The sequence below is a fragment of the Micromonospora phytophila genome (genome assembly GCF_023656545.1).
Lineage (GTDB): Bacteria > Actinomycetota > Actinomycetes > Mycobacteriales > Micromonosporaceae > Micromonospora > Micromonospora phytophila.
This window is the reverse complement of record NZ_JAMOKF010000031.1, coordinates 1-24,464: the sequence shown is the minus strand read 5'-3', so window position 1 is coordinate 24,464 and position 24,464 is coordinate 1. Positions and strand designations below refer to the sequence as shown.

General features: G+C 73.8%; 19 protein-coding genes and 1 pseudogene. 12 read left to right on the top strand and 8 right to left on the bottom strand.

Annotated features, from left to right (window positions below):
• Positions 1-5: 5 nt before the first annotated feature.
• The 5 genes from NCC78_RS07335 (at position 6) to NCC78_RS07315 (ending at position 4,567) form a co-directional block, all read left to right on the top strand.
• The gene (locus NCC78_RS07335) at positions 6-890 is read left to right on the top strand and encodes a hypothetical protein (protein ID WP_250792676.1); all 885 of its coding nucleotides are present in this window, start codon (positions 6-8) and stop codon (positions 888-890) included.
• Between the two features lie 76 nt (positions 891-966).
• Positions 967-2,166, top strand: coding sequence for a fumarylacetoacetase (fahA, locus tag NCC78_RS07330; protein WP_250792674.1), 1,200 nt, complete (start codon positions 967-969; stop codon positions 2,164-2,166).
• Between the two features lie 163 nt (positions 2,167-2,329).
• A complete protein-coding gene (locus tag NCC78_RS07325; protein ID WP_250792672.1) occupies positions 2,330-2,539 on the top strand; it encodes a DUF397 domain-containing protein in 210 nt (69 codons plus the stop codon).
• A 99-nt stretch (positions 2,540-2,638) separates the two neighbouring features.
• Entirely contained in the window at positions 2,639-3,115 is a 477-nt protein-coding gene (locus tag NCC78_RS07320; RefSeq protein ID WP_250792670.1) for an SRPBCC family protein, read from the top strand.
• A 198-nt stretch (positions 3,116-3,313) separates the two neighbouring features.
• Positions 3,314-4,567 carry an outer membrane protein assembly factor BamB family protein gene (locus NCC78_RS07315; RefSeq protein WP_250792668.1) on the top strand — a complete coding sequence of 418 codons (1,254 nt, stop codon included), beginning with the start codon at positions 3,314-3,316 and terminating at the stop codon, positions 4,565-4,567.
• A gap of 155 nt (positions 4,568-4,722) precedes the next feature.
• On the opposite strand, the gene hisC is transcribed toward NCC78_RS07315, so the two are convergent.
• The 4 genes from hisC to hppD are packed head-to-tail and all read right to left on the bottom strand — an operon-like array spanning position 4,723 to position 8,756.
• Positions 4,723-5,826: a histidinol-phosphate transaminase gene (hisC, locus tag NCC78_RS07310; protein ID WP_250792666.1), complete on the bottom strand. Its 1,104-nt coding sequence runs from the start codon at positions 5,824-5,826 to the stop codon at positions 4,723-4,725.
• Positions 5,823-6,719 (bottom strand): RDD family protein, encoded by an 897-nt coding sequence (locus NCC78_RS07305; RefSeq protein WP_250792664.1) that lies wholly within the window; start codon positions 6,717-6,719, stop codon positions 5,823-5,825. The genes hisC and NCC78_RS07305 overlap by 4 nt, the downstream gene beginning before the upstream one ends.
• 22 nt (positions 6,720-6,741) lie before the next feature.
• Complete coding sequence (locus NCC78_RS07300) at positions 6,742-7,539, bottom strand: RDD family protein (RefSeq protein ID WP_250792656.1); 798 nt, start codon at positions 7,537-7,539, stop codon at positions 6,742-6,744.
• 11 nt (positions 7,540-7,550) lie between these two features.
• On the bottom strand, positions 7,551-8,756 hold the full coding sequence (gene hppD / locus NCC78_RS07295) for a 4-hydroxyphenylpyruvate dioxygenase (RefSeq protein ID WP_250792692.1): 1,206 nt from the start codon (positions 8,754-8,756) through the stop codon (positions 7,551-7,553).
• Positions 8,757-8,910: 154 nt separating this feature from the next.
• Between hppD and NCC78_RS07290 the strand changes: the two genes are divergently transcribed.
• The 3 genes from NCC78_RS07290 to NCC78_RS07280 all read left to right on the top strand — a co-directional run bounded on the left by NCC78_RS07290 (position 8,911) and on the right by NCC78_RS07280 (position 12,699).
• A complete protein-coding gene (locus NCC78_RS07290) occupies positions 8,911-9,402 on the top strand; it encodes an Lrp/AsnC family transcriptional regulator (RefSeq protein WP_250792654.1) in 492 nt (163 codons plus the stop codon).
• Between the two features lie 80 nt (positions 9,403-9,482).
• On the top strand, positions 9,483-10,928 hold the full coding sequence (locus NCC78_RS07285; RefSeq protein WP_250792652.1) for an outer membrane protein assembly factor BamB family protein: 1,446 nt from the start codon (positions 9,483-9,485) through the stop codon (positions 10,926-10,928).
• 103 nt (positions 10,929-11,031) lie between these two features.
• Positions 11,032-12,699 carry a fumarate hydratase gene (locus NCC78_RS07280; protein ID WP_250792650.1) on the top strand — a complete coding sequence of 556 codons (1,668 nt, stop codon included), beginning with the start codon at positions 11,032-11,034 and terminating at the stop codon, positions 12,697-12,699.
• A 63-nt stretch (positions 12,700-12,762) separates the two neighbouring features.
• Here NCC78_RS07280 and NCC78_RS07275 read toward each other — a convergent pair whose 3' ends face one another.
• Positions 12,763-15,189: a DNRLRE domain-containing protein gene (locus tag NCC78_RS07275; protein WP_250792648.1), complete on the bottom strand. Its 2,427-nt coding sequence runs from the start codon at positions 15,187-15,189 to the stop codon at positions 12,763-12,765.
• Positions 15,190-15,524: 335 nt separating this feature from the next.
• On the opposite strand from NCC78_RS07275, the gene NCC78_RS07270 reads away from it, so the two are divergent.
• Together NCC78_RS07270 and NCC78_RS07265 are read left to right on the top strand one after the other, a co-directional pair.
• The gene (locus NCC78_RS07270) at positions 15,525-18,506 is read left to right on the top strand and encodes an AfsR/SARP family transcriptional regulator (RefSeq protein ID WP_250792646.1); all 2,982 of its coding nucleotides are present in this window, start codon (positions 15,525-15,527) and stop codon (positions 18,504-18,506) included.
• A gap of 45 nt (positions 18,507-18,551) precedes the next feature.
• Positions 18,552-19,961: a class II fumarate hydratase gene (locus NCC78_RS07265; RefSeq protein ID WP_250792644.1), complete on the top strand. Its 1,410-nt coding sequence runs from the start codon at positions 18,552-18,554 to the stop codon at positions 19,959-19,961.
• Positions 19,962-20,231: 270 nt separating this feature from the next.
• Here the strand turns inward: NCC78_RS07265 and NCC78_RS07260 are convergent, their stop codons facing one another.
• On the bottom strand, positions 20,232-20,777 hold the full coding sequence (locus tag NCC78_RS07260; RefSeq protein WP_250792642.1) for a CGNR zinc finger domain-containing protein: 546 nt from the start codon (positions 20,775-20,777) through the stop codon (positions 20,232-20,234).
• Between the two features lie 85 nt (positions 20,778-20,862).
• Here NCC78_RS07260 and NCC78_RS07255 point away from each other — a divergent pair, with 85 nt between their 5' ends.
• Both NCC78_RS07255 and NCC78_RS07250 read left to right on the top strand, forming a co-directional pair.
• Positions 20,863-21,828, top strand: a complete 966-nt coding sequence (locus tag NCC78_RS07255) for an EamA family transporter (protein ID WP_250792640.1) — start codon at positions 20,863-20,865, stop codon at positions 21,826-21,828.
• 13 nt (positions 21,829-21,841) lie between these two features.
• Positions 21,842-22,567 (top strand): HAD family hydrolase, encoded by a 726-nt coding sequence (locus NCC78_RS07250; protein WP_250792638.1) that lies wholly within the window; start codon positions 21,842-21,844, stop codon positions 22,565-22,567.
• Positions 22,568-22,728: 161 nt separating this feature from the next.
• Here the strand turns inward: NCC78_RS07250 and NCC78_RS07245 are convergent, their stop codons facing one another.
• On the bottom strand, positions 22,729-23,898 hold the full coding sequence (locus NCC78_RS07245) for a hypothetical protein (protein ID WP_250792636.1): 1,170 nt from the start codon (positions 23,896-23,898) through the stop codon (positions 22,729-22,731).
• A 390-nt stretch (positions 23,899-24,288) separates the two neighbouring features.
• Positions 24,289-24,464 (bottom strand): annotated as a pseudogene (locus NCC78_RS07240) (IclR family transcriptional regulator); the annotation flags it as partial.

Here is a 24,464-nt window from a genome sequence, read left to right as displayed (position 1 = left end):
GTGTCGTGTCAACGCAGGTGCCCCCACTCCTCGCCGGCCTCGTCGACGACGCCGCCGTCTTCCCGCCCGGCAGCGCCACGCTGCCCGACGCGGTCGCCGCGCACCGGCGGCACCGCGGGTCCTGGCACGCCGACCTGGTCGGCCCGCTGCTGGTCCCGGCCTCGAAGCTGGCGGAGCTGGCCGGCCTGCTCGACGCCGGCGAGCGGATCGCCGTCGGGGTCATCGGCGACGTGCCGCTCGCCCGGCTCGCCGAGGTGCGCGCCCAGGCCGACCCGCGCCTCCTTCTCCGCCAGGTGGAGGCGGCGGTCGCCAAGCGCGGCGAGGACCCGCTGCCCGGCCTGACCACCCTGGTCGCGCTGGCCCGGCACGCCGCCGGCGCGCCGGCCGGGCCCGACGACGGCCCCCTCGACGTGTACGCCGAGGTGCCGCTGACCTTCGGCCTGACCGGGGCGCTGGACGCGATCGCGGCGGCCCGCGCCGACGGGCTGCCGGTCGCGGCCAAGTTCCGCACCGGCGGGTTGGCCGCCGAACTCTTCCCCACCCCGGCCGAGCTGGCCGCGGTGATCTGCGCCTGCCGCGACCGGGACCTGCCGTTCAAGCTGACCGCCGGGCTGCACCACGCGGTCCGGCACCTCGACCCGGAGACCGGCTTCACCCACCACGGCTTCGCCAACGTGCTGGCCGCCACCCTCGCCGCCGCCGAGGGGGCCCGGGTGGGACGGGTCGCCGAGCTGCTCACCGCGGCCGACCCGCGCCCGCTGGTGCAGCGGATCGAGGAGCGGCTCGACGCCCCGCGTCCGCTGTGGGTCGGCTTCGGCTCGTGCAGCATCCTGGAACCACTGACCGATCTGATCCGGCTGGGGCTGGTGAACGGGGGCTTCGACGCATGAGCGAGCGTCAGCGAGCGAATCATCTTTGCAGGCCGGTGATGCCTCAGGGCGGCACGGAGCGAAGCGGAGGGCCGGCGTGAGCTGGGTGACGGGTGCCGACGGTTCGACGTACGGGGTGGCCAACCTGCCGTACGGGGTGTTCCGCCACGACGGGCGCGAGCCGCGCGTCGGCGTACGCATCGGGGACCTCGTGTTCGACCTGGCCGGGGCCGAGGCGGCCGGGCTGGTGCTCGCCGCCGGGACGCTGGGTCGGCCCGCCCTCAACGACTTCATGGCGCTCGGCCGCCCGCAGTGGACGGCGGTCCGGCAGCGGGTGACCGAGCTGCTCACCGACCCGGCGCACCGGCCGGCGGTGGAGCCGCTGCTGCTGCCGCTGGACGAGGTGCGGATGGCGCTGCCGTTCGAGGTGGCCGACTACGTCGACTTCTACTCCTCCGAGCACCACGCGGCGAACGTCGGGCAGATCTTCCGGCCCGGCCAGCCACCGCTGCTGCCGAACTGGAAGCACCTGCCGATCGGCTACCACGGCCGGGCCGGCACGGTGGTGGTCTCCGGCACCCCGGTCGTGCGCCCCACCGGCCAGCGGGCCACCCCGCAGGGCCCGGTCGCCGGCCCGTCGGTCCGCCTCGACATCGAGGCCGAGGTCGGCTTCGTGATCGGGGTGCCCAGCCCGCTGGGCGCCCGGGTCTCCGTCGACGACTTCACCGACCACGTCTTCGGCGTGGTGCTGGTCAACGACTGGTCGGCCCGGGACATCCAGGCCTGGGAGTACCAGCCGCTCGGCCCGTTCCTGGGCAAGTCCTTCGCCACCTCGATCTCGGCCTGGGTGACCCCGCTGGACGCGCTCGGCGACGCCTTCGTGCCCGCCCCGGAGCAGGACCCGCCCGTCACCGACTACCTGCGCGACGTGCCGCACCTGGGGCTGGACCTCAGCCTCGCGGTGCGGTGGAACGGCGAGCGGGTCACCGAGCCGCCGTTCGCCACCATGTACTGGACGCCGGCCCAGCAGTTGGCGCACCTGACCGTCAACGGCGCCTCGCTGCGCACCGGCGACCTCTACGCCTCCGGCACCGTCTCCGGACCCGAGCGGAGCCAGGTCGGCTCGTTCCTGGAACTCACCTGGGGCGGCACCGAGCCGGTGAAGTTCGGCGACGGCGGGACCAGGACCTTCCTGGAGGACGGGGACACGGTCACCGTCACCGCCACCGCTCCCGGCCCGGACGGCACCACCATTGCCCTGGGCGAGGTCACCGGGACCATCCTCCCGGCCCGCTGACGCTCACCCCGCCCCGGTCGCACAGATGGTGCGACCGGGGACGCGCGTTCCCGCGTTGATCGTCCCGGATCCCGTCGCCATGCCGCGCCGGTCCGGGCCGGCACCCCCTTCCGGTCCCGTACCGGTCGTCGGCTGGCGTCCCGACGACAGGAAGGTGACGACGATGAACGATCTCGCGGGCGCGGTCTGGCGGACCAGCAGCCGCTCCAACGACCAGGGGCTCTGTGTGGAGGTGGCGGACAACCTGGTCGACGTCCTCGGCGTGGTGGGCGTACGCGACTCCAAGGACCAGGCCGGCCCCACGCTGGCGGTCAGCCCGCCGGGCTGGACGGCCTTCGTCGGCGCGATCCGGGCCGGCCAGTTCGGTCGCTGACCGCCGGGCACCGCGACGGGGCCGCCGGGGTGGAAATTCCGCCCCGGGGGCCCCGCTCCGCGCTCACCCGGCGTACCGTCGACGGCACGGGAGGTTGACATGTCGACGGTGGCGGTCACGGAGTTCGTCGAGGCGCACGCCGCCGACCTCTGGCGGCTGCTGACCGACCTGACCGCCCGCACCGGCCGGTCTGTCGCCAACCCGGTGGAGGTGCTCACCCCCGGCGGCTTCGGCCCGGGCACCGCGTGGCGCGAGACCCGGACCCGACCCGACGGCACCGCCCTGGTCGAGGAGTTCGTCGTGGTCGAGGCGGAGCCGCCCCGACGGCTGGTGCTCAGCTCGCCCGGCGCGGGGGTGGACTACCGGGTCACCTGGACACTGCGCCCGGTCGAGCGGCGCCGCCGGGGCTGCACCGCCGTCACCGTCGAGCAGGAGGCGGTGCCGACCGCACCGTACGGCCGGGTGGTCGCACTGCTGCTGGGCGGGCTGGCCGCCCGGGCGGTCGAGGGCGCGCTCCGCCGGGACCTCGCCGACCTGGCCGCCGCCGCCACCGCCCGCGACGCCGAGGCGGCCTGAACCACCCGCGGGGCCCGAACCGCACGCCGTCCTGAGTGGCTGCCGGCCTGAGTTGGACGTCGGCCTGAGCCGGACGTCGGCCCGAGCCGGACGTCGGCCCGAGTCGCGGGGCGACCCGGGGCCGGCTGGCGGCCTGTCGGCGCGACCTGACCGGGGTCCGGCCGGCCCCGCTGGGTAGGGTGCCGGGCGGAGGTGCGCATGGGGTTGCCGAAGGGCCGGCGACGGATCGTGGTGGTCGTGGCGGTGCTGCTCGCCACGGTCGCGATCGCGGCCACGGTCTACCGGGTGCTCGCCCCTGCCGAGGTCAGCACGGTCGCCCGGGCCAGCTACCCGCCGGCCGTCAGGCCGGCCGTCGGGGTGGTGGGCCGGCTGCCGGTCGCCCCGCTGATCGTCGACGGTCGGCTCCGGGTGTACGTGGCACACCGCCAGGTCTACGCCGACCGACCGGTCACCGGCCGGCACCGGACCACCCCGTACTGGTCGTACCGGCGTTGGCCGGCGGAGCTGGACGGGGTGGTGGTGAGCGGGACCACCGTGGTCAGTCGCTGGTCGGACGGGCGGTTGGTGGCGCTGGACGCGCGCACCGGCCGGGTGAGCTGGCGCGCCGACGGGCCGGATCCGGCGCCGGAGCGGACGGTCCGGCGCACCGGCGCCGCCACGGTCTGGGACCCGCGAGGGCTCTTCGTCGCCCGGGGGCCGGACGGCCGGCAGGTGATCGTGGCCGCTGGCGCCGGGCGGGTGAGCGCCGTCGACCTGGCCGACGGCCGGGAACTCTGGAGCGCCGGGAACGACGCCGGTTGCCGCGACACGGTCGGCACCACCGGCAGCGGTCAGCTGGTCACCGTGGACGCCTGCGCCGGACCGGCCGTGGTCGAGTTCCGCGACGCCGGGACCGGGACGGTGGGCACCCGGTGGCGACCGCCCGGGGCCGGTGACGCCCTCGTGGCGACCCTGCTGGGCTGTGAGACCGCCCGGGCCGGGTGCACCGCCCTGCGGACCGCCGCTCCCGGCGAGGACGCGGCCCGGGGTTGGCTGCTCGGCCCCGCCGAGCCGAGCGCCGCCCCCGCCCTCGACCGGCCGGACGCCGTGCTCGCCGGCGAGCAGGCGGTGGCGATGGTCGACGGGGAGCTGGTGGGTCGTTCGGCGCGGACCGGCGTCGAGCTGTGGCGCCGCAGCGACCTGTCGTCGGCGCGGGTGCTCGCCGTGCAGCCCGGCCGGGTCCACCTGCTGACCGCGTACAACGACCTGGTCACGCTGGAGCCGGCGACGGGGGTGCAACGGTCCTGGTTCGCCTTGAACGCGGGCTCGGACGGTGTGGGCTGGGCGCCCGGCGCGGCGTACGCGGCGCACGGGTTCGTCGCGGTGGAGCGGCTGCGGAAGCCGGTCGACCCGAACGGGGACGACCAGCGCTACTACCTGACCTCGGAGCCGGTGATCCTCGCCGCGACCTGACGCGCCGCACCGCCACGCCTGTTCGACAAAACGGACATAAGTTATTTATAGTCACAGGGTGCGACGCCGGGCTCGGTCGAGGTGCTCCCGGACCGGTCCGCTCGGGGATGGCGGACCGGCCCGGTCACCGGCCGGGGCCGGCGGACGGTCTCCGCTCAGCCGAGCGCCGCCTCGGCGGCGACCAGGAAGGCGTCGTTCTCGGCCGGGGTGCCGATGGTGACCCGGACCCCGTCGCCGGGGAACGGCCGCACGATGACCCCGCGCGTCTCACACGCCTTGCCGAAGTCCACCGCCCGGTCGCCCAGCGGCAGCCAGACGAAGTTCGCCTGGCTGGTCGGCACGTCCGGGACGAGCTTGCGTAGCGCCTCGGTGACCCGGTCCCGCTCGGCCACGACCAGGGCGCAGCGCCGCTCCACCTCGGCAGCCTGGGCGAGCGCGGCGAGCGCGCCGGCCTGCGCGGCCGTGCTGGTCGAGAAGGGCGTGACGACCTTGCGAACGGCCGCGGCCACCGCCGGCTGGGCGACCAGCCAGCCGATCCGCAGGCCGGCCAGGCCCCACGCCTTGGACAGGGTGCGCAGCACGGCCACGTTCGGCCGGTCGAGGTAGCTCAGCCCGTCCGGCACCTCCGGGTCCGTGACGAACTCCCGGTACGCCTCGTCGATGACGACCAGCACGTCCTCGGGGACCGTGTCGAGGAACCGGTCCAGCTCGGCCCGGCGGACCGCCGTGCCGGTGGGGTTGTTCGGGTTGCAGACCAGGATCATCCGCGTCCGGTCGGTCACCGCCGCGGCCATCGCGGCCAGGTCGTGACCGTGCCCGGCGTCGTTGGGCACCCGCACGCTGGTCGCGCCGCTGGTCGCCGCGATGATCGGGTACGCCTCGAACGACCGCCACGCGTAGAGCAGCTCGTCACCGGGCAGGCAGGTGGCCCGGACCAGGTGCTCGGCCAGCGCCACCGACCCGCAGCCGGTGGCGATCCGGTCGACGTCCACGCCGTACCGCTGGGCCAGCGTCTCGCGCAGCGCCACCACGCCCATGTCCGGGTAGCGGTGCACCCCGGCGGCGGCCTCGGCGACCGCCTCCACCACGCCGGGCAGCGGCCCGTACGGCACCTCGTTGCTGGCCAGCTTGATCGCCTCGGGGAGCCCCAGCTCGCGGGCGAGGTCCGCCGGGCTGCGGCCGGGCACGTAGTTGGGCAGCGCGTCCAGGTCGGCGCGGGTCAGCCGCAGCGCCGGCTGGTGACGTCCGGAGTCGGTCATGGGGTGTCTCCCGAGGGGTCGGTGCGGTCGTCCGGGGTGGTGCGGGGGGTGCGGGGGAGCTGGACCACCACGGTCTGTGCCCGCTTGTCGTGCAGCGCCTGGCGCAGCGGGTGGTCGAAGAGCGGGGAGAGCGCGTCGACGAGCTGGAGCAGCAGGCCCAGGCCGCAGCAGTACCAGAGCAGGGTGGGCAGGCCGAGGGTGTTCCACCGGCGCAGCGCCCGGCCGAAGCCGAGCGGCTCGTCCGCCTCCAGCGGCACCACCTTGATGCCCATCATCCGCTTGCCGAAGGTCTGCCCGCCGGACGCCATCGTCGGCACCTCGTACGCGAGCCAGAGCGAGGTGGCGAGCAGCAGGATGACGATCTGCAGGCCACCGGCCTGCTCGCTGGGCTGGGGCAGGCCCTCGGTCGAGGTGTCGCCGGCCAACGCCCGCCGGATCACCTCCCGCCAGTAGGGGGTGACCTCCTCGACCAGCCGCCAGACGAACCAGCCGTTCACCACCGCGTTCAGCGCGAAGACGATGCCGAAGTCGATCAGGCGGGCGACCAGCCGGGCGCCGAACCCGGCCAGCGGCAGCCCGTGCGGTCGGGGCTCCGGCGGCCGTCCCGGCCAGCCACCCGACGTCCAGCCGGGCGGCGGGCCCTGTGGCTGGCCGTGGCCGGGCGGCGGCTGCCCCGGTTGCCAGGGGTGGGGCTGTCCCGGATAAGGCTGCGGCGCCGTCGGCGGTCCGGGGACCGGTGCCGGGGCGGGCGGGGGTGGCGGCTCGACCGGTGGGGGGCCCTCGGGCGGAGTGGCGTCGACGGGGATCGGCGCGCCGATCCAGCCCTCACCGTCCCAGTACCGCCGGGTCTCCGGGTCGGCCGGGTCGACGTACCACCCCGGTCCGACGCTCACGGCCTGGCCTTGCTGCGCTCGCTCACTCGGACACCTTAACGACGACGGTGCCGGCGAACTTGTCGTGGAGGCACTGCTGCCAGGGCTTGTCCCACAGCTGCCAGAGCCCGTCGAGGTAGCTGAGGCCGGGCAGGACGAGGCTGGCGACGTTCTGCACGGCGAACCGCCTGACCGCGGCCCGACGGTCGAGGGTGCGGGTCGGGTCCAGCGGCACCACCCGCAGCTTCATGCTCTTCTTGCCGAAGGTCTGCCCGGTCCGGAACATCATCTCCACGTAGTAGACGTACGCCACGACCAGCGAGATCGCGAGGATGGCGAGTTCCATCCAAAGGAACGGCAGCAGAAGGTCGTCGACGAGGTCGGGCTCGGGGACCCTGCCGTCGGGGGCGACCCGGAGCAGGTCCGGCATCACGACGACGAAGAAGACGATCAACGCCGGCACGGCGAGCACCATGCCGACCACGAAGAAGACCGCGCTGTCGATCAGCGTGGCCAGCAGCCGGTCGGTGAAGCTGGCGAGCGGCTGACCACCCGGGCTGAGCGTCGGCGGCGGGACCGCCGGGCGAGGCGGTCCGGCGTACCCGGGAGGCGGTCCGGCGTACCCGGGAGGTGGGCCGGCGTACCCCGGGGGCGGTACTGCGTACCGGGGAAACGGGCCGGCGTGTCCCGGGGGCGGGGCCCAGCCCGGTGGCGGGACGGGGGCGTACTGCGGTGGCACCGCGTACCCCTCGGAGGTCGGGCCGGAGGGCGGCGCGAAGCCGCCGGCCGTGGGCGGAGGCCCACCGGCCGGCGGCGTCGGGTACGACGGAGGCTGCGTCACGCTCGACAGTGTTACAGGTTGCCGCGGGCTTCCTGCTCCCGCTCGATGGCCTCGAAGAGCGCCTTGAAGTTGCCCTTGCCGAAGCCGAGCGAGCCGTGCCGCTCGATCAGCTCGAAGAAGACGGTCGGGCGGTCCTGCACCGGCTTGGTGAAGATCTGGAGCAGGTAGCCGTCCTCGTCCCGGTCGACCAGGATCTTGCGGGACTTCAGCTCCTCGATCGGCACCCGCACCTCGCCGATCCGGGCGCGCAGCTCCGGGTCGTCGTAGTACGAGTCCGGGGTGTCCAGGAACTCGACGCCGGCGGCGCGCATCGCGTCGACGCTGGCCAGGATGTCGTTGGTGGCCACGGCGATGTGCTGGGCGCCCGGGCCCTGGTAGAACTCCAGGTACTCGTCGATCTGCGACTTCTTGCGGGCGATCGCCGGCTCGTTGAGCGGGAACTTCACCTTCCGGGTGCCGTTGGCGACGACCTTGCTCATCAGCGCCGAGTAGTCGGTGGCGATGTCGTCGCCGATGAACTCGGCCATGTTGGAGAAGCCCATGACCCGCTTGTAGAACTCGACCCACTCGTCCATCCGGCCCAGCTCGACGTTGCCGACCACGTGGTCGACGGCCTGGAAGAACCGCTTCGGCTGGAGGCCGGCGTCGATCATCGGCTGCCGGTCGACGATGGGCTTGCGGGCCACGAAGCCGGGCAGGAACGGGCCGGTGTAGCGGGACCGGTCGACCAGGGTGTGCCGGGTGTCGCCGTACGCGGCGATGGCGGCCATCCGGACGGTGCCGTGCTCGTCGCTGGCGTCGTGCGGCTCGACCAGGCCGGTGGCGCCCTGCGCGGTGGCGTGCGCGTACGCGGCGTCGACGTCCGGGACCTCCAGGGCGATGTCGGAGACACCGTCGCTGTGCCTGGTGACGTGCTCGGCGCCGGGGGCGTCGGGGCGCACCGCGCCGGTCAGCACGAACCGGGCGGAACCGCTGGTCAGCACGTACTGGGCGTGGTCGCGGTGGCCCTGCTCCGGGCCCCGGTACGCCACGCAGGTCATGCCGAACGCCGTCGAGTAGTAGTGCGCGGCCTGCTTGGCGTTGCCGACCAGGAAGTGCACGTGGTCGAGGCCCTTGACCGGGAACGGGTCGCGGCTGATGTCGTGGTCGACGGCACCGACGAGCACGTCGACGTCGACCTCGTCGGCCGTCTGGGGTCGGTCGATCGCCTGGGTCATCGCGGTCTCCCTCTCGTACCGGTCGGCCTCGTGGGCCGCCGCCGTGGTCATGGACTTCCGGTGCTTCTCCGGCGAGGATCGCCGTGACCGGTGGCACTGGGCAACTGTCACCGTTCTTGCTGGTCAGGTTGCGCATTAAGTAGGGTGGTCAATCATGAATGCTGGTCAAGGTGCACAGCTGGACGCCCTCGACGCGCGGTTGATCGAACTGCTCACCGAGGAGCCCCGGATCGGGGTGCTGGAGTGCTCCCGCCGGCTCGGCGTGGCCCGGGGCACCGTGCAGGCCCGGCTCGACAAGCTGAGCGACCGGGGCGTCATCGGCGGGTTCGGGCCGGAGATCTCCCCGGCGGCGATCGGCTTCGGGGTGACCAGCTTCGTCACCCTGGAGATCAGCCAGCGGCACGGCCACGACCCGGTCACCGCCCACCTGGCCGCGATCCCCGAGGTGCTGGAGGCGCACACCATCACCGGCTCCAGCGACCTGCTCTGCCGGATCGTGGCCCGCTCGAACACCGACCTGCAACGGGTGATCGACCAGATCGTCTCCTCCGAGGGGATCAGCCGCGCCTCCACGATCATCGCCCTGGCCGAGCAGATCCCCTACCGCACGCTCCCGCTGGTCCGCTCGGCCGTGCACGGTTCCTGAGCGCCGAGCCGTCGAGAAAGGACGGCGACACGGCGGCGGGGGAGCGCGGGAGGTCCGTGATCGTCGCTACGGTGTGCGGTGTGGCGAAGGGCGGTGGCCTCGGCGTGCGTGGCTGGCTGCTGCTCGGGCTGGTCACCGTGGTGGTGCTCGCCGCCACCGGGGTGTGGAACCCCTTCCCCGCCATCTGGGACTGGGTCGACCGGAGCGAGCCGATCTCCGAGCCGGACGTGGTCTGGCAGCAGCGCATCGGCGGCACCCCGCGCAGCGTGACGATCGCCGGTGACGCCGTCGTGGTCGAGCAGCGCACCCGGGTGGAGGCGCGCAGCCTGGCCACCGGCACCCAGCTCTGGGAGCGCAAGGCCGACTGGTCCGCGGTGGCCGGCGGCGACCGCGACCCGGTCGTCGTCGTGGGCAAGCTCCTGGTCAAGGGGTACGAGGTGCTCGACCCCACCACCGGCGCGACCCGCCGACGTGACGGGGACGCGGTGGCCGTCTGGACGTACCGCAACATGCTCGTCGACGCCCGCTGCGTCGACGCCACCGACTGCACCCTCAGCGCCTGGGACCCGCGCGGCACCGCCCCGCTCTGGACGGTCTTCGTCCCCGGCGTGCGCAGCGGGCTGCTCGGCGACAATCCGGGGCTGCTCGGCACCCGCCGGCTCGACGCGGTCCGGATCGACGAGGAGGTGGCCGGGCCGGAGCCGGTGCCGCCGTTGCTCGGCTTCCCGATCGACGGCCGGGTGCACGTGCTGGACACCGCGACCGGCCAGGTGCTCCAGAACGTCGAGCCCGGCCGGGAGGAGCGGCTGTCGGTGGTCGGCGGCCGGGTGCTGCGGATCACCGCCCGCTCCCAGGACGGGGCCTGCTACTTCGCCATCTCCGGCCGCGACTCGGCGACCGGCCAGGAGGTCTGGCAGCGGGCCGGGATCAACCTGCGGACCGCCGACAGCGCCGGCTGCGTGCAGCGGGAGGACCCGCAGGGCGCGCGGAACGTGCTGATCGGGGTCTCCCCCGACGGCCGGGAGGCCGTCCTCGACGGGTACGACGGGCGGCTGCTGCTGGTGACCGCCGCGGGCGAGAAGCTGCTCGCGGTCGACGACCGGTACGCCCTGGTCCGCACGGCCGACAAGCGCGCGGTGGCCGGCCGCGAGCTGGGCACCGGTCGCGTCCGCTGGACCCGGCCGGCCGGCGCGAAGGCCGGTGCCGCGCTCACCCCGTACGCCGGGCTGATCGCCGACGAGAAGCCATCCCGGTTGGTGGCGCTCGACCCGCGCACCGGGCGGGAGCTGGTGAACCTGCGCACGTCCGCGAACGCGCTGGCGGTCGGTCCGAACGGCATGATCATCGGTGAGGGGCGGGAGATCGGGTACGTCCGCTTCGGCGGTGGCGGCGGAGTCGTCCCGGCGCCGCCCGGCGGCGACGGCGTCCCGGCCCCCGGCGGCACCGGGCAGGTCCCCGGGCCGCAGGACAACTGCGGCCCGAAGCGGGAACTCTGCCCGGACCCGGACCCGGGCAAGGACGGCTGACCGCCCGCCTCCCCACACGGCGGGGGAGGTGGGTGAGAGCGGCGTCCCAGCACCCACCCGGCGGGTGGGACTGATCGACCCTTCTGCCCTAGGCTTTGCCGTCATGAGCAGTGCCGCCGCGTTCTCGTACGCCCCCATGCTGCCGACCGGTCCCGACCAGACGGAGTACCGCCTGGTCACCGACGAGGGCGTGGATGTCGTCAACGGCCCGGGTGGCCGCCGGTTCCTCACCGTCGAGCAGTCCGCGCTCACCGCGCTGACCGCCGAGGCGATGCACGACATCGCCCACTACCTGCGCCCGGCGCACCTGGCCCAGCTCCGGTCGATCATCGACGACCCGGCGGCCTCGCCGAACGACCGCTTCGTCGCGCTCGACCTGCTGCGCAACGCCAACATCGCCGCCGGCGGGGTGCTGCCGATGTGCCAGGACACCGGCACCGCGATCGTGATGGGCAAGCGCGGTCGGCACGTGCTGACCGACGGCGGCGACGCCGAGGCGATCTCCCGCGGCGTCTACCAGGCGTACACGAAGCTGAACCTGCGCTACTCGCAGCTCGCCCCGCTGACCATGTGGGACGAGCGGAACACCGGCAGCAACCTGCCGGCCCAGGTGGAGCTCTACGCCGAGGACCCGGACGGGCACCCCGACGCCTACAAGTTCCTCTTCATGGCCAAGGGTGGCGGCTCGGCCAACAAGTCCTACCTCTACCAGGAGACCAAGGCGCTGCTGAACCCGACGCGGATGATGCAGTTCCTGGAGGAGAAGCTGCGGCTCATCGGCACCTCGGCCTGCCCGCCTTACCACCTGGCCGTCGTCATCGGCGGCACCTCCGCCGAGTACGCCCTGAAGACCGCCAAGTACGCCAGCGCCAAGTACCTCGACGCGCTGCCCACCTCCGGCTCCATGACCGCGCACGGCTTCCGGGACCTGGAGCTGGAGGCGGAGGTGCTGGAGCTGACCCGCAACTTCGGCATCGGCGCGCAGTTCGGCGGCCGGTACTTCTGCCACGACGTGCGGGTGGTCCGGCTGCCCCGGCACGGCGCCTCCTGCCCGGTGGCGATCGCCGTCTCCTGCTCGGCGGACCGGCAGGCGGTCGCGAAGATCACCCCGTCGGGCGTGTGGCTGGAGCGCCTCGAAACCGACCCGGCCCGCTTCCTGCCCGACGTCACCGACGAGACGCTCGACGCCGAGATGGTCGTCAAGGTCGACCTCAACCGGCCGATGGACGAGATCCGCGCCGAGCTGTCGAAGTACCCGGTGAAGACCCGGCTGTCGCTGACCGGCCCGCTGGTCGTGGCCCGGGACATCGCCCACGCCAAGATCGCCGAACGGCTGGACGCCGGCGAGCCGATGCCGCAGTACCTGCGCGACCACGCCGTCTACTACGCCGGCCCGGCGAAGACGCCCGAGGGCTACGCGTCCGGGTCGTTCGGCCCGACCACCGCCGGCCGGATGGACGCCTACGTGGAGAAGTTCCAGGCCGCCGGCGGCTCCCAGGTGATGCTCGCCAAGGGCAACCGGTCCGCCCAGGTCACCCGCTCCTGCCAGCAGCACGGCGGCTTCTACCTCGGCTCGATCGGCGGCCCCGCCGCCCGGCTCGCGCAGGACTGCATCCGGCACGTCGAGGTGCTCGAATACGCCGAACTGGGCATGGAGGCGGTCTGGAAGATCGAGGTGGAGGACTTCCCGGCCTTCATCGTGGTCGACGACAAGGGCAACGACTTCTTCGCCGAGGTCACCAAGCCGGTGCTGACCGTCGGGCGCCGCTGACCGACGCGTACGCGATAGGGGCGCCGGGCTTTCCGCCCGGCGCCCCTTTCGTCGTCCGAGGGATCAGCTCCAGTTCTGGTCGATCCAGATGTTGTAGTACGCCGAGCCGGAGGTCAGTCCGGTCGCGGTGCGGCTGCGTACGGTCAGGCTGTGGTTGTACGCCGAATCGGCCGTCCAGGTCACCCGGGCCGTGCCGGTCGCGTCGGCCACCACGGTCTGCTCGGGGCCACCGTCGAACGAGTAGACGAACTCGGTGGTGCCGGGGAGTTGGGCGGTGAACACGAAATCACCGGTCTGGCCGACCACCGCCCCGCCCTGCCAGTTGAAGACGTCCGACACGATCATCGGGCTCAGCGGGTCCACCCGGAACAAGTAGTACTCCGCATCCGTGGTCACCCCGGACGCCGTCCGGGCGCGCACCCGGAGCTCGTTCCAGCCGCCCCACTCGTCGACGGCGCTGCCCGGCGTCCACTCGATGGTGGCGGTCCCGTCCGGGCCCGCCTGGACGGTGCGCTCCGGCTCACCACGGAACGTGTAGACGTACTCGGTGACCCCGCTGCTCTGCGGATGCGGCCGGAAGGTGAAGGCGCCCGTGACGCCGGGACCACCAGCGGCCATGTTGCGCGGGTAGACCGTGGACTCCGCCGTCGGCGCGAGCGAGGCCACCTGGAACGACAGGTCGGCGGTCGCCGACTCGACCCCGGCGTTGGTCCGACTGAACACCTGGATCGTGTGGTGGTAGGCGGTCTCCGGGGTGTAGGTGACCGTCGCGCTGCCGTCCTCGCCCGCCGCAACGGTCTGCGGGTCGCCGTAGTCGAACGAGTAGACGTACTCGGTCACGTCGTCCATCGCTGGCGTGAAGACGAAGCTCCCCCTGGTGCCGACCGGCGCGCCGACCGTCTGGTCCAGCGGCCACTTCTCGGAGCCGACGAACGGCTGGGTGCGCACCGTGAACCGGTAGCCGGCATCGCCGGAGAGCGACCCGCTCCGCGTGCGACTGCGTACGTGCAGGATGTTGGACGGGGTCGTCGGCGTCACGGAGACCGACGCCTTGCCCTCGGCGTCGGCCGCGACGGTCCGTTCGGTGCCGTCGTTGAGCCGCCACACGTACTCCGCCACGTCGGTCATGTTCGGAGCGAAGGTGAACACGCGGGCCTGGCCCAGTCGCCCCTCGGGGTTGCCGTCGGTCACCGTCGGCGCGGTGTTGCGCACGATGAATTCGTAGACGGTCACCGGGGAGCGGTTGCCCGTCCGGTCCACGGTCTGGACGTAAAGCCGCCGCGGACCGTAGTTGTCGGGGGTCCAGGTGATCGTCGCCGTGCCGGAGGCGTCCGCGGCGACGAGGGTGGTCGCCCCGAAGGGTCCGTACCGGAAGCCGGCGACGTCGTCGGCGCCCTTCGCCGTGAAGGTGAACCGACCCGGAATGCCGGGCCCGCCGTGCCCCGGCCAGTTCCAGCCGGACGGGTAGTCGGTCGAGGTCACCTCAGGCGCCGGCGGGGCCGTCGTGTCGACCGTGAACCGGCAGGCGGGCGACCAGTCCGAGCTGGCGTGCTTGTCGGTGCCCCGGACGGCGTAGGCGTACGTGCCGCCGTTGACCATCAGCTCGCTCGGTACCGAGTACGTGAAGCGCGCCGGCGCGTACATCGAGTAGGACGTCCACTCGGTTCGCTCCGTGGGCCGGTCGACCGGCCACCAGGCGAAGGTGGCGGTCACCGGGTCACCCGCGTACCCGTCGACCTTGTCCGGGTCGGTCACCTCGGCGGAGAAGACCGGGGTGGTGGTGCCGATCATCCGTCCGTCGGCGCAGGCCAGGCCCGCCACGGTGAGCTTCCCCGGTACGTCCGGGGCGGCGTTGGCGTCGAGCGAGACGCCGGGCTTGTCCATCCGTCGGGCGTAGTGCTTGTTCTCCTCGTGGTCACCCTTGATCCGCGCCATCAGGGTGAGGGAGTCCCGCCCGTCGTCGACGGCCTGCCGCAAGGTCTCCGTGAGCGACAGCTCGAGGTAGCCCGCCGGGCAGGGGGCGGTGGTGCCGATGTCACCGACCTTCTCGTGCACGACCGGGGCGTTGTCCCAGGTGGGCGCCGTGGCCGGCGTATCGGTGCGCCACAGCTCCACCTCACGGGGCTTGTCGCAGTCGTCGACCGAGGACTCCCCGGTCTGGAATACGGCGTGGATGACCTGCTTGCCCTGGTAGGGCGTGAGATCGAAGGTGAAGTAGGCCCGGGAGGTGTGCTTCGCCCCGTCCGCCTCCCAGGTGCCCACCGGGACGTCCGCGGCCGTGGTGGGGAAGGCGGTCGTCGGCCGCGCGGCGTCGGTGTAACTCACGTGCGTCGGCAGGACCCAGCGGATGGGCGCGGCCGCGGCCGGCTGGCCGGTGGCGACCACGGCGCCCGTGGCGGTGAGCAGGGCGGCGAGGCCGGTGGTGAGGATCCGGCGCGGAACGCGCCGGCGACGTGCGGGCACGCCGGTGGAGCCCCCGTGTTCGTGCAAGGCGGAAACCCTCCGATGGAGTGACAGGAATTTCACGATGTTAAGTGCGTGACTGCGGGGACGCCCTCGACTTTCGGTCGGTTCGGCGCTCCGGCCAGCTGAGATCGACGCATGGAAGATCAGGACGGCGGGCGCGTACGCGGCGACATCGGTGCGCCCGCCCGCTGGGGCGAGCGGGCGCACCGCCCCCGTCGGATGCCGTCACCGACAACCCGGGACGAGTGTCGACGTCGGTGCTGTCGATCCGCTCTCAGATCGCTATCGTCTCGGCGGGGCGTTCCGTCACCGCCGGGCTACGCTGCTGGAAGTTGCACCAACCTGCGGCGGGGGCACAGATGCGGTTCGGGATCCTGGGACCATTGCGGGTCGGCGGTGGCGAGGCCACGGTCACCGCAGGTCGCGACCGGGTCGTCCTCGCCATGCTGCTGCTCCGGTTCGGCCGGGTGGTGCCCGTCGAGGAGCTGGTGGACGCGGTCTGGGAAGAGCGACCGCCCGCCACCGCCCGCGCCCAGTTGCACACCTGTGTGTCGCGACTACGACAGCGCCTCGCCGGTCTCGGCCTGCCGCCGGAGGTCATCGTCACCGACCCGGTCGGCTACGGCATCCGCACCGCGCCGTCGGAGGTGGACGCCGAGGTCTTCACCCGAGGTGTCGAGGCCGCCCGGGCGGCGGTCGCCACCGGCCGGCTCGAAGCGGCCCGCCGGCAGTTCCGCGCCGCGCTGGCCCTGTGGCGGGGCCCGGCGTTGAGCGGAATCCCCAGCCGGAGCGTACGCCGGCGGTCCCAGGCCCTCGACGAGCAGCGGCTGACGGCGCTGGAGGAGTGTGTGGACGTCGAGCTTCGGCTCGGTCACGCCGCCGACCTGCTCGACGAACTCACCGAGGGCGTGGACCGGCACCCGTTGCGCGAACGGCTGCGCGGGCAGCTCATGCTGGCCCTCTCCACGGTCGGCCGGCAGGCCGACGCGCTCACCGTCTACCGGGACGGCCGGCGGCTCTACGCCGACGAGTTGGGCATCGAGCCCGGCGCGGCGTTGCAGGAGCTGCACCAGCGGGTGCTCGCCGGTGACCTGGCGATCGCCGAGCACGGCCGGCCGTCGGTCGCCCCGGCCCGCTGCCTGCCCCGGGCGATCAGCGACTTCACCGGGCGGCAGGAGACGGTCGCCCGCCTGGTGAAGGAGATCGAGGAGGGGCAGGCCCGGGTCCAGCTCATCGACGGCATGGCGGGCAGTGGCAAGACCACCCTGGCGGTCCACCTGGCCACCCGGCTGGCCGACCGCTTCCCGGACGCGCAACTCTTCATCGACCTGCACGGGCACAGCGAACGGACCCCGCTGGCCCCCGCCGCGGCGCTGGCCACGCTGCTGCGGCAGCTGGGCGTGCCGGCCGAGCGGGTGCCGGTGGACCTGGACGACCGGCTCGCGCTCTGGCGTACCGAGCTGGCCGGCCGTCGCGCGCTGGTGCTGCTGGACAACGCCGCCAGCGCCGACCAGGTGGCGCCGCTGCTGCCCAACGGGCCGGGCTGCCTGACCGTCATCACCAGTCGCCGGCGGCTGGTCGGGCTGGACGAGGGGCGGCCCTCCTCGTTGCCGGTCCTCGACCCCGACGAGGCGGTCGAACTGCTCGGCCGGGTGGCCGGCGCACAGCGGGTGACCGGCGAGCCCGAAGCCGCCGCCGAGGTCGTCCACCGCTGCGGGTACCTGCCGCTGGCGATCCGGCTGGCCGGCGCGCGGCTGGCCCACCGACCGCGCTGGCGGATCGCCGACCTGGCCGAGCGGCTGGCCGGCGCCCGCGACCCGCTGGCCGAGTTCGCCGCCGGGCAGCGCTCCGTCGGCGACGCCTTCGCCCTGTCGTACGCCCAGGTGTCGCCACCGGCGCAGCGGATGTTCCGGCTGCTCGGCCTGCACCCCGGCGTGCGGTTCGACAACCGGGTGGCCGCCGCGCTGGCCGACCTGCCCCTGCCCGAGGCCCAGGACCTGCTCGACGAGCTGGTCGACGCGCACCTCGCCGACGAGCCGGAGCCGGGGCACTACCGCCAGCACGACCTGGTCCGGGAGTACGCGCGGACGCTGCTGACCGACCCGGGGCGGGCGGAGGAGCGGACGGCGGCGCTGGAACGCCTGCTCGACCACCACCTGCACGTGGCCGCCACGCTGGCGGGTGAGATCGAGTCGGGGGGCGGCCGATGGCTGTTCACGTTGCCGGAGCCGCGCCGGCCGGAACTGGTCGCCGCCAGCGCGGCGCAGGGTGCCGGCTGGTTCGACGAGAACCGGGCCGCGCTGACCGCCCTGGTCCGGTCGGCGGAGGCGGAGGAGTTTCCCCGGCACTGCTGGCAGCTGGCCCGCGCCTGCTGGCGTTCCCACTTCAACGGCGGTCACCTGGACGAGCTGATCGAGACGCACACCGTCGGCCTGCGCGCCGCGGAGCGCACGGGCGACGAGGCGGCCGTCGCAGTGATGTTGAACTACCTCGCCTCGGCTTACCACCGCCTGGCCCGGTTTCCCGAGGCGATCCGGCTGATGGAGGTGGCCCTCGACGTACGACGCCGGCTCGGCCTCGACCGCGAGGTCCGCAGCACGCTGTGGAACCTCGGCGTGGCCTACTCGGCCAACGGCGACCACCGGCGCGGCATGGCGTGCTTCGACGCCGCGCGGGCCGTGATCAACGACCAGGCCGACCTGGGAGGGCTGGTGAACGTCTTCAACAACATGGCCTTCGCCCTGCTCAACTGGGGCCGGTACGAGGAGGCGCTGCGCGTGAGCCGCCTCCACATGATGATGGCGCGGCAGGTCGGGGACCTGCACCATCTCGCCAACGGCCTGGGACACACCGGCACCATCCGGCACCGGATGGGCGACCTCGGCCCGGCCCGCCGGCTGCTGCGGGTCGCGCTGTACCTGAAGCGGCGCAACGGCAACCGGTTCGGTGAGGGTGAGGTGCTCAACGAGATCGGCGTGATGGAGCGGGAGGCGGGTCGGCCGGAGGATGCGGCGGCGCTGCACCGGGAGGCGCTGGTGGCGATCAGCGAGGCCGGGGACCGGATCGGGCAGTGCGCCTCGCGCAACCTGCTGGCCCGGGCGATCCTCGACCAGGGCGACGTGTCGAGCGCGCTGGACCTGCACCGCCGGGTGCTCCAGGACGCCACCCGGCTGGGTGCCCGCTACGAGCAGGCCCGGGCGCTGGACGGCATCGCCCGCTGCCTGCGGGCCACCGACCCGGCCGCGGCCCGGTCACACTGGACCCGGGCGCTGGCGCTGTTCCGGCAGATGGAGTCGCCGGACCAGGAGGAGGTCGTCCGGCTGTTGGCCGAGTCCGACTGACCGGCTCGGCGCGATCATCTGCACACCGCGGCGCGGCGCGGCAGGATGGTACGCGTGACGACTCCAGAGGCAACGGGCTACCGGATCGAACGCGACTCGATGGGTGAGGTGGAGGTGCCCGCCGAGGCGCTGTGGCGGGCGCAGACCCAGCGCGCGGTGCAGAACTTCCCGATCTCGGGTCGCGGCATCGAGCCGGCCCAGATCCGGGCGCTGGCCCAGATCAAGGGCGCCGCGGCCGAGGTCAACGGCGAGCTGGGCGTGATCGACGCGAACGTGGCCGCCGCGATCGCCGCCGCCGCCGCGCACGTGGCCGACGGCGGCTACGACGACCAGTTCCCGATCGACGTCTTCCAGACCGGTTCGGGCACGTCGTCCAACATGAACACCAACGAGGTGATCGCCACCCTGGCCGGTCGGGAGCTGGGCCGGGACGTGCACCCGAACGACGATGTCAACGCCTCCCAGTCCAGCAACGACGTCTTCCCGTCCTCGATCCACCTGGCCGCGACCGAGGCCGTCGCCCGCGACCTGTTGCCGGCGCTGGCTCACCTGGCGGAGGCGCTGGAGGGCAAGGCGGCCGAGTTCGAGACGGTGGTCAAGGCGGGGCGTACCCATCTGATGGACGCCACCCCGGTGACCATGGGCCAGGAGTTCGGCGGCTACGCCGCGCAGGTCCGCTACGGCATCGAGCGGCTGGAGGGGGCGCTGCCCCGGCTGGCCGAGCTGCCGCTGGGCGGCACCGCCGTGGGCACCGGGATCAACACGCCGCTGGGTTTCGCCGCCGCCGTCGTCGAGAGGCTGCGCGCCTCGACCGGGCTGCCGCTGACGGAGGCCCGCAACCACTTCGAGGCGCAGGGCGCCCGGGACGCCCTGGTGGAGACCTCCGGGCAGCTCCGCACCGTCGCGGTCGGGCTCTACAAGATCGCCAACGACATCCGCTGGATGGGCTCCGGCCCCCGCGCCGGCCTGCGGGAGCTGCGCATCCCCGACCTCCAACCCGGCTCCTCGATCATGCCGGGCAAGGTGAACCCGGTCGTCGCCGAGGCGATGCGGCAGGTCTGCGCGCAGGTCATCGGCAACGACGCCGCCGTCGGCTTCGCCGGCTCCCAGGGCGACTTCGAGTTGAACGTCATGCTCCCGGTGATGGGCCGCAACCTGCTGGAGTCGATCCGGCTGCTGGCGGCGTCGAGCCGGCTCTTCGCCGACCGCCTGGTGGTCGGCCTGGTCGCGGACGCCGAGGTCTGCCTGGCGTACGCCGAGGGGTCGCCGTCGATCGTCACCCCGCTCAACCGTTACCTGGGGTACGACGAGGCCGCCTCGATCGCCAAGGAGGCGCTGGCCAAGCAGGTCTCGATCCGCGAGGTGGTGATCTCCCGGGGCCACGTGGACTCGGGCAAGCTCACCGAGACCCAGCTCGACGAGACGCTCGACCTGCTCCGGATGACGCATCCTTGAGTGGACGCGGCGCCAGGTGTGGTCGCGTGTGCCGGTGGGCTGGCCGGGACATGGTGCGGCCTCCCTTTGGAGCTGAGTCGTCTGCGACATCACCCAGCCGGGCGGGACCCCGGCTGGAGAACGGGCGGCCCCCGCGCGCTGACCGCCTCGTCGCCGTCCTGCTGCTCGGAGTTTCTGTGGCCGCGCTCCCGCGTCGGGCGTGAGTCGTTGACGACATCAGCTCCACAGGGCGCACCGGGGCACCGACCCCAGCGGCCGCACCGGGGCTGGTCAGCTCCGGGCGGCGGCCTTGCGGGCGCGGTAGGCGGCGACGGCGGCGCGGTTGCCGCAGCTCGCGTCGCAGAACCGCCGGGACCGGTTCTTCGAGAGGTCGACCAGCACGTTCCCGCAGTCGGGCTGGTCGCAGGTCCGCAACCGGCTCAGCTCTCCGCTGCGCACCAGGTCCGCCATCGCCATCGCGGCCTCGACCGCCATCCGGGTCGCCAGCGGCGCGTCGCGGGGCACGGCGTGCAGGTGGTACGGCTCGTCGTCGTGCTCGATCAGCTGGGGGAGCGCCCGGTTCTCACGCAGCAGCCCGTTGACGATGGTGACGATCTCGTGGACGTCGGCGTGCCAGATCCGGCGCAGCCGGGGTCGCAGGTCACGTACCGAGCGCAGCTCGGCCTCGGTGTGCTCGTACCGGCCGCTGTAGGCGTGCGCGGTGTAGAAGGCGTCGAGGGCGGCGACGTCGGGCAGGCCCTCGCCGTCGCGGCCGTCGGTGTTGACGAGGGCGGCGGCGGCGGTCAGCGAGCATTCCGTGTCATGGGCGAAAAGCAACTTGACTCCTGTCAGGGCGCCGGCCTAGCGTCATGGGCACAAGCCTAGTTTGCCCATGACAGCCCATCGTGCCAAGGAGAGACCGATGCGCCAACCACCCGCCGCCGGGATCGGCCTCGGCCTCGCCCTGATTTCCGCCGTCACCTTCGCCACCTCCGGCACCTTCGCCCGCTCGCTGATCGACGCCGGCTGGTCCGCCGAGGCGGCCGTGATCGCCCGGGTCGGCATCGCCGCGCTGGTGGTGGCGGTGCCGGCGGTGCTGTCCCTGCGGGGAAAGTGGGACGTGCTGCGGCGCAACCTCGCCGCGGTCGGCGTGTTCGGGCTGCTCGGCGTCGCCACCGCCCAGGTCTGCTTCTTCAACGCGGTCCGCTATCTCCCGGTCGGCGTCGCGCTGCTGCTGGAGTACCTGGGGATCATCCTGGTCGTGGCGTGGATGTGGCTGGTGCACGGCCAACGCCCACGCCGGCTGACCGTGGCCGGCTCGGTGGCGGCCCTGGCCGGCCTCGTCTTCGTGCTCGACCTGACCGGCGCCGGCCGGCTCGACCCGGTGGGCGTGCTGTGGGGGCTGGGCGCGGCGGTCGGCCTGGCCGGGTACTTCGTCCTCGCCGGCCGGGTCGACGCCGGCCTGCCCTCGGTGGCCATGGCCAGCGGCGGCATGGCCGTCGGCGCGGCCGTCCTGCTGCTGCTCGGCGTGGTCGGGGCGCTGCCGCTGCGGGCCACCTTCGGCGAGGTCACCTTCGCCGGGCAGCGCACCAGTTGGCTGGTGCCGATCGCCGGGCTGTCGCTGATCGCCGCCGTGGTCGCGTACCTCGCCGGGATCGCCGGCACCCGCATCCTCGGGGCCCGGTTGTCCTCGTTCGTCGGGCTGACCGAGGTGATGTTCGCGGTGCTGATCGCCTGGCTGGTGCTGGGCGAGCTGCCGAACGCCGTGCAGCTGCTCGGCGGCGCCCTGATCGTCGCCGGGGTCGCGCTGGTGCGCGTCGACGAGCTGCGCGAGGCCCGGGCCGAGGAGCGGCCGGAGGCGCGGCCCACCGAGCCCGCCCTGACGTGAGACCGTTGCCGTCGTGCTGACCACGGTGGTGTTCGACGCCGACGAGACCCTGCTCGACCTGCGCCCGGCGGTGACCGGCGCGCTGGTGGCCGTACACGAGGAGATGCGGCGGCTGACCCCGGCGGCGGCCGGGGTCTCCCTCGCGGACCTCGAGTCGGACTGGGGCGCGGTCTTCGGCGAGCGCAGCGCCGCGCCGGTGCAGGAGATCCGGCGCGCCGCACTGGCCCGGTCGCTGGCCCGGGTCGCCCTCGACGATCATCTGGACGAGGTGGCAGCCCTCTTCTTCGCCCGGCGCTTCTCGCTGACCCGGCCGTTCCCGGACGCGCAGCCGGCGCTCGCCGCCCTGCGCCGACAGTGGACCCTGGGCTACGCCACCAACGGCAACAGCCGCACCGAACGCTGCGGGCTCGCCGGCGAGTTCACCTTCGAGCTGTACGCGCACGACGGCGGCCTGCCGAAGAAGCCCGCACCCGAGTTCTACGCGGCGGTGGCGCGGGCCGCGGGGGTGCCGGCCGCGCAGATCGTGTACGTCGGCGACTCGCCGGAGCACGACGTGCTCGGCCCGCAGCGGGTCGGGATGGCCGCCGTCTGGCTCAATCGGCGCGGCCTGCCCCGCCCGGCCGGGCTGCGGCCGGACGCCGAGCTGTCCACGCTGGCCGAGCTGCCCGATCTGTTGACGGAGCTTTGCGGCCAACTGAACCCGTCGGGTTGGCCCGCTGGGCTGGGCCCGCCCCGTTGACCCACTCGGTTTGCAGGACATCGGGGTGATCCGGCAGGGCTGATACCGCGATGTCGCTGACATCGAGTCGGTCATCCCGCCCTGCGAGGTCTTCGCGGCCACCACCAGGGTCCAGGGCAGGCCGATGCCGGCGACCACCGACGCGACGATCGCCGGCGCCGTCACCGCTGCCAGCCGCGGCTGGCGAGCGCCGCGCGGATCTCGCGCAGGACAGCCGGGAAGTCGTGGTGCAGGCGCCGGCTGGTCACGTGCAACACCAGCCAGCCCGCGCCGATCAGTTGGTTGAGCCGCCGCCGGTCCAGGTGGAGCTGCTCCGGGCCGGTGTGCCAGTGCCCGTCGTACTCCACCGCGACGCGGAACCGGGGCCAGGCCAGGTCGGGGCGCAGGACGAGGCCGGTCGGCAGGCGGACCGGGTGCTGGGTGACCGGGCGGGGCAGCCCGGCCAGCACCAGTCGGACGCGCAGCTGAGACTCGGGCGGCGACTGGCCCCCCGGGTCCGTCAGGCCGAACACCCATCGCGCCCGGCGGCCGCCCGGCCGGTCGGCGTTGCGGGCGGCGATTCCGGCGAGCGCGTCGTAACTGGTCAGGCCCTGTCCGAGCAGGGCGTCGATGATGCTGACCGCGCGGAGCGGCTCCAACCAGACGGCCGTCTCCCACGCCGCCGCCGTCGGGTCGGTCCTCGGCGGTGCCCCGGCCACCCCGAGGCCGGCCAGGGGCACACGGCCCCCGGTGAGACCCGTCGAGCCTGCCGCGTGGACGATCACCCGGCCCGTCCGGCCGCCCCCGGCTGCGGCCGAACCCGTCGGGAGTGTTGTGCGGGCGGTGCGGAGGTCTACGGGGTTGGGTGCGTCTGCGGCCGGACCGGTCGGGGGTGTTGCGCGGACGGCGCGGAGGGCGGCCGGGCCGGCACCGGTCGTGGCGGGGGCGGGTTGGCCGGCGGCCGTCCGGTGTTCCGCCGGACGGTGGGTGGACGACGGTGAGGCCGCCGGGCCGATCGAGTGCACCCGCAGGCCCTGCTGCGGGCCGACCCGCAGCGACCTCGGCACGAGGACGTGCACGTCGTCGGTGAAGGTCGCGGCGTGCTCGATGCCGTGCAGGAAGGCCGCCGAGGGGCCGGCGATCACGGCTGAGGGTGGTAGGCGCAGGACGGCGCCCCGGCAGGCCAGGGCGTGGTCCCGGTCGAGCCGGGCGTCGGCGTACACGTCGTGGCGCAGGCGGAGCCAGGCGGAACCGCGCAACTGGTGCTCGGTGACGAGACCCCGTCGTATCGCCTCGGAGCCGCGAAAGACCTGCCAGGCCAGGGCGCTGGGCCGGTGCGGTGGAGGTGGCATAACGGTCAGCGTGCGGGCCGCCCGTCGCGTCGCGACACCCCTGTGGACAGCCGGCAGCGCCCACCGGACGGACACCTGTGGACAACCGCCACGACGGCCAACGGATGTGCTAGTGACGCGGCGCGATCGCCCGTCGCCACCCGGCTCCGCTCGGGCTGGCGCGGGGCCGGCGGCCGCCTCCGGGGCAGGGCCGTCGGACCGATTGATCAACTCCGTGTCGTGCGCATCGGGCTGTCGCGGCGGCCCCGAAGCCCCGATCTGCAGCACATCGAGCTGATCAAGCGGGCCGCCATCCCCGCCGCCGTCCCGGGCCGCTGTCCGGGCCGCCATCCCCGCCGCCGTCGCGGGCCGCTGTCCGGGCCGCTGTCGCGGGCCGCCGGGTCGTGTCGGTCAGGAGAGGGCGGTGGCGATGGCGGTCGCGGCGGCGAGGACCTGGGCGCCCACCACCTCGGCGTCCAGCGGGGCCAGCGCGACCACCCCGACGCTCGCCTCCAGCCCGGGCACCCCGAGCACCGGCGCGGCCACCCCGTACGCCCCGGGCTGGAGTTCCCCGGCGGTGCTCACCG

What these genes read in the sequence shown, in the direction of transcription:
- NCC78_RS07290 (WP_250792654.1), top strand. Translation starts at nt 8,911, where the DNA reads ATGAATGCTGGTCAAGGTGCACAGCTGGACGCCCTCGACGCGCGGTTG.
- NCC78_RS07315 (WP_250792668.1), top strand. Translation starts at nt 3,314, where the DNA reads ATGGGGTTGCCGAAGGGCCGGCGACGGATCGTGGTGGTCGTGGCGGTG.
- hppD (WP_250792692.1), bottom strand. Translation starts at nt 8,756, where the DNA reads ATGACCCAGGCGATCGACCGACCCCAGACGGCCGACGAGGTCGACGTC.
- NCC78_RS07280 (WP_250792650.1), top strand. Translation starts at nt 11,032, where the DNA reads ATGAGCAGTGCCGCCGCGTTCTCGTACGCCCCCATGCTGCCGACCGGT.
- NCC78_RS07325 (WP_250792672.1), top strand. Translation starts at nt 2,330, where the DNA reads ATGAACGATCTCGCGGGCGCGGTCTGGCGGACCAGCAGCCGCTCCAAC.
- NCC78_RS07320 (WP_250792670.1), top strand. Translation starts at nt 2,639, where the DNA reads ATGTCGACGGTGGCGGTCACGGAGTTCGTCGAGGCGCACGCCGCCGAC.
- NCC78_RS07270 (WP_250792646.1), top strand. Translation starts at nt 15,525, where the DNA reads ATGCGGTTCGGGATCCTGGGACCATTGCGGGTCGGCGGTGGCGAGGCC.
- NCC78_RS07245 (WP_250792636.1), bottom strand. Translation starts at nt 23,898, where the DNA reads ATGCCACCTCCACCGCACCGGCCCAGCGCCCTGGCCTGGCAGGTCTTT.
- NCC78_RS07255 (WP_250792640.1), top strand. Translation starts at nt 20,863, where the DNA reads ATGCGCCAACCACCCGCCGCCGGGATCGGCCTCGGCCTCGCCCTGATT.
- hisC (WP_250792666.1), bottom strand. Translation starts at nt 5,826, where the DNA reads ATGACCGACTCCGGACGTCACCAGCCGGCGCTGCGGCTGACCCGCGCC.
- NCC78_RS07265 (WP_250792644.1), top strand. Translation starts at nt 18,552, where the DNA reads ATGGTACGCGTGACGACTCCAGAGGCAACGGGCTACCGGATCGAACGC.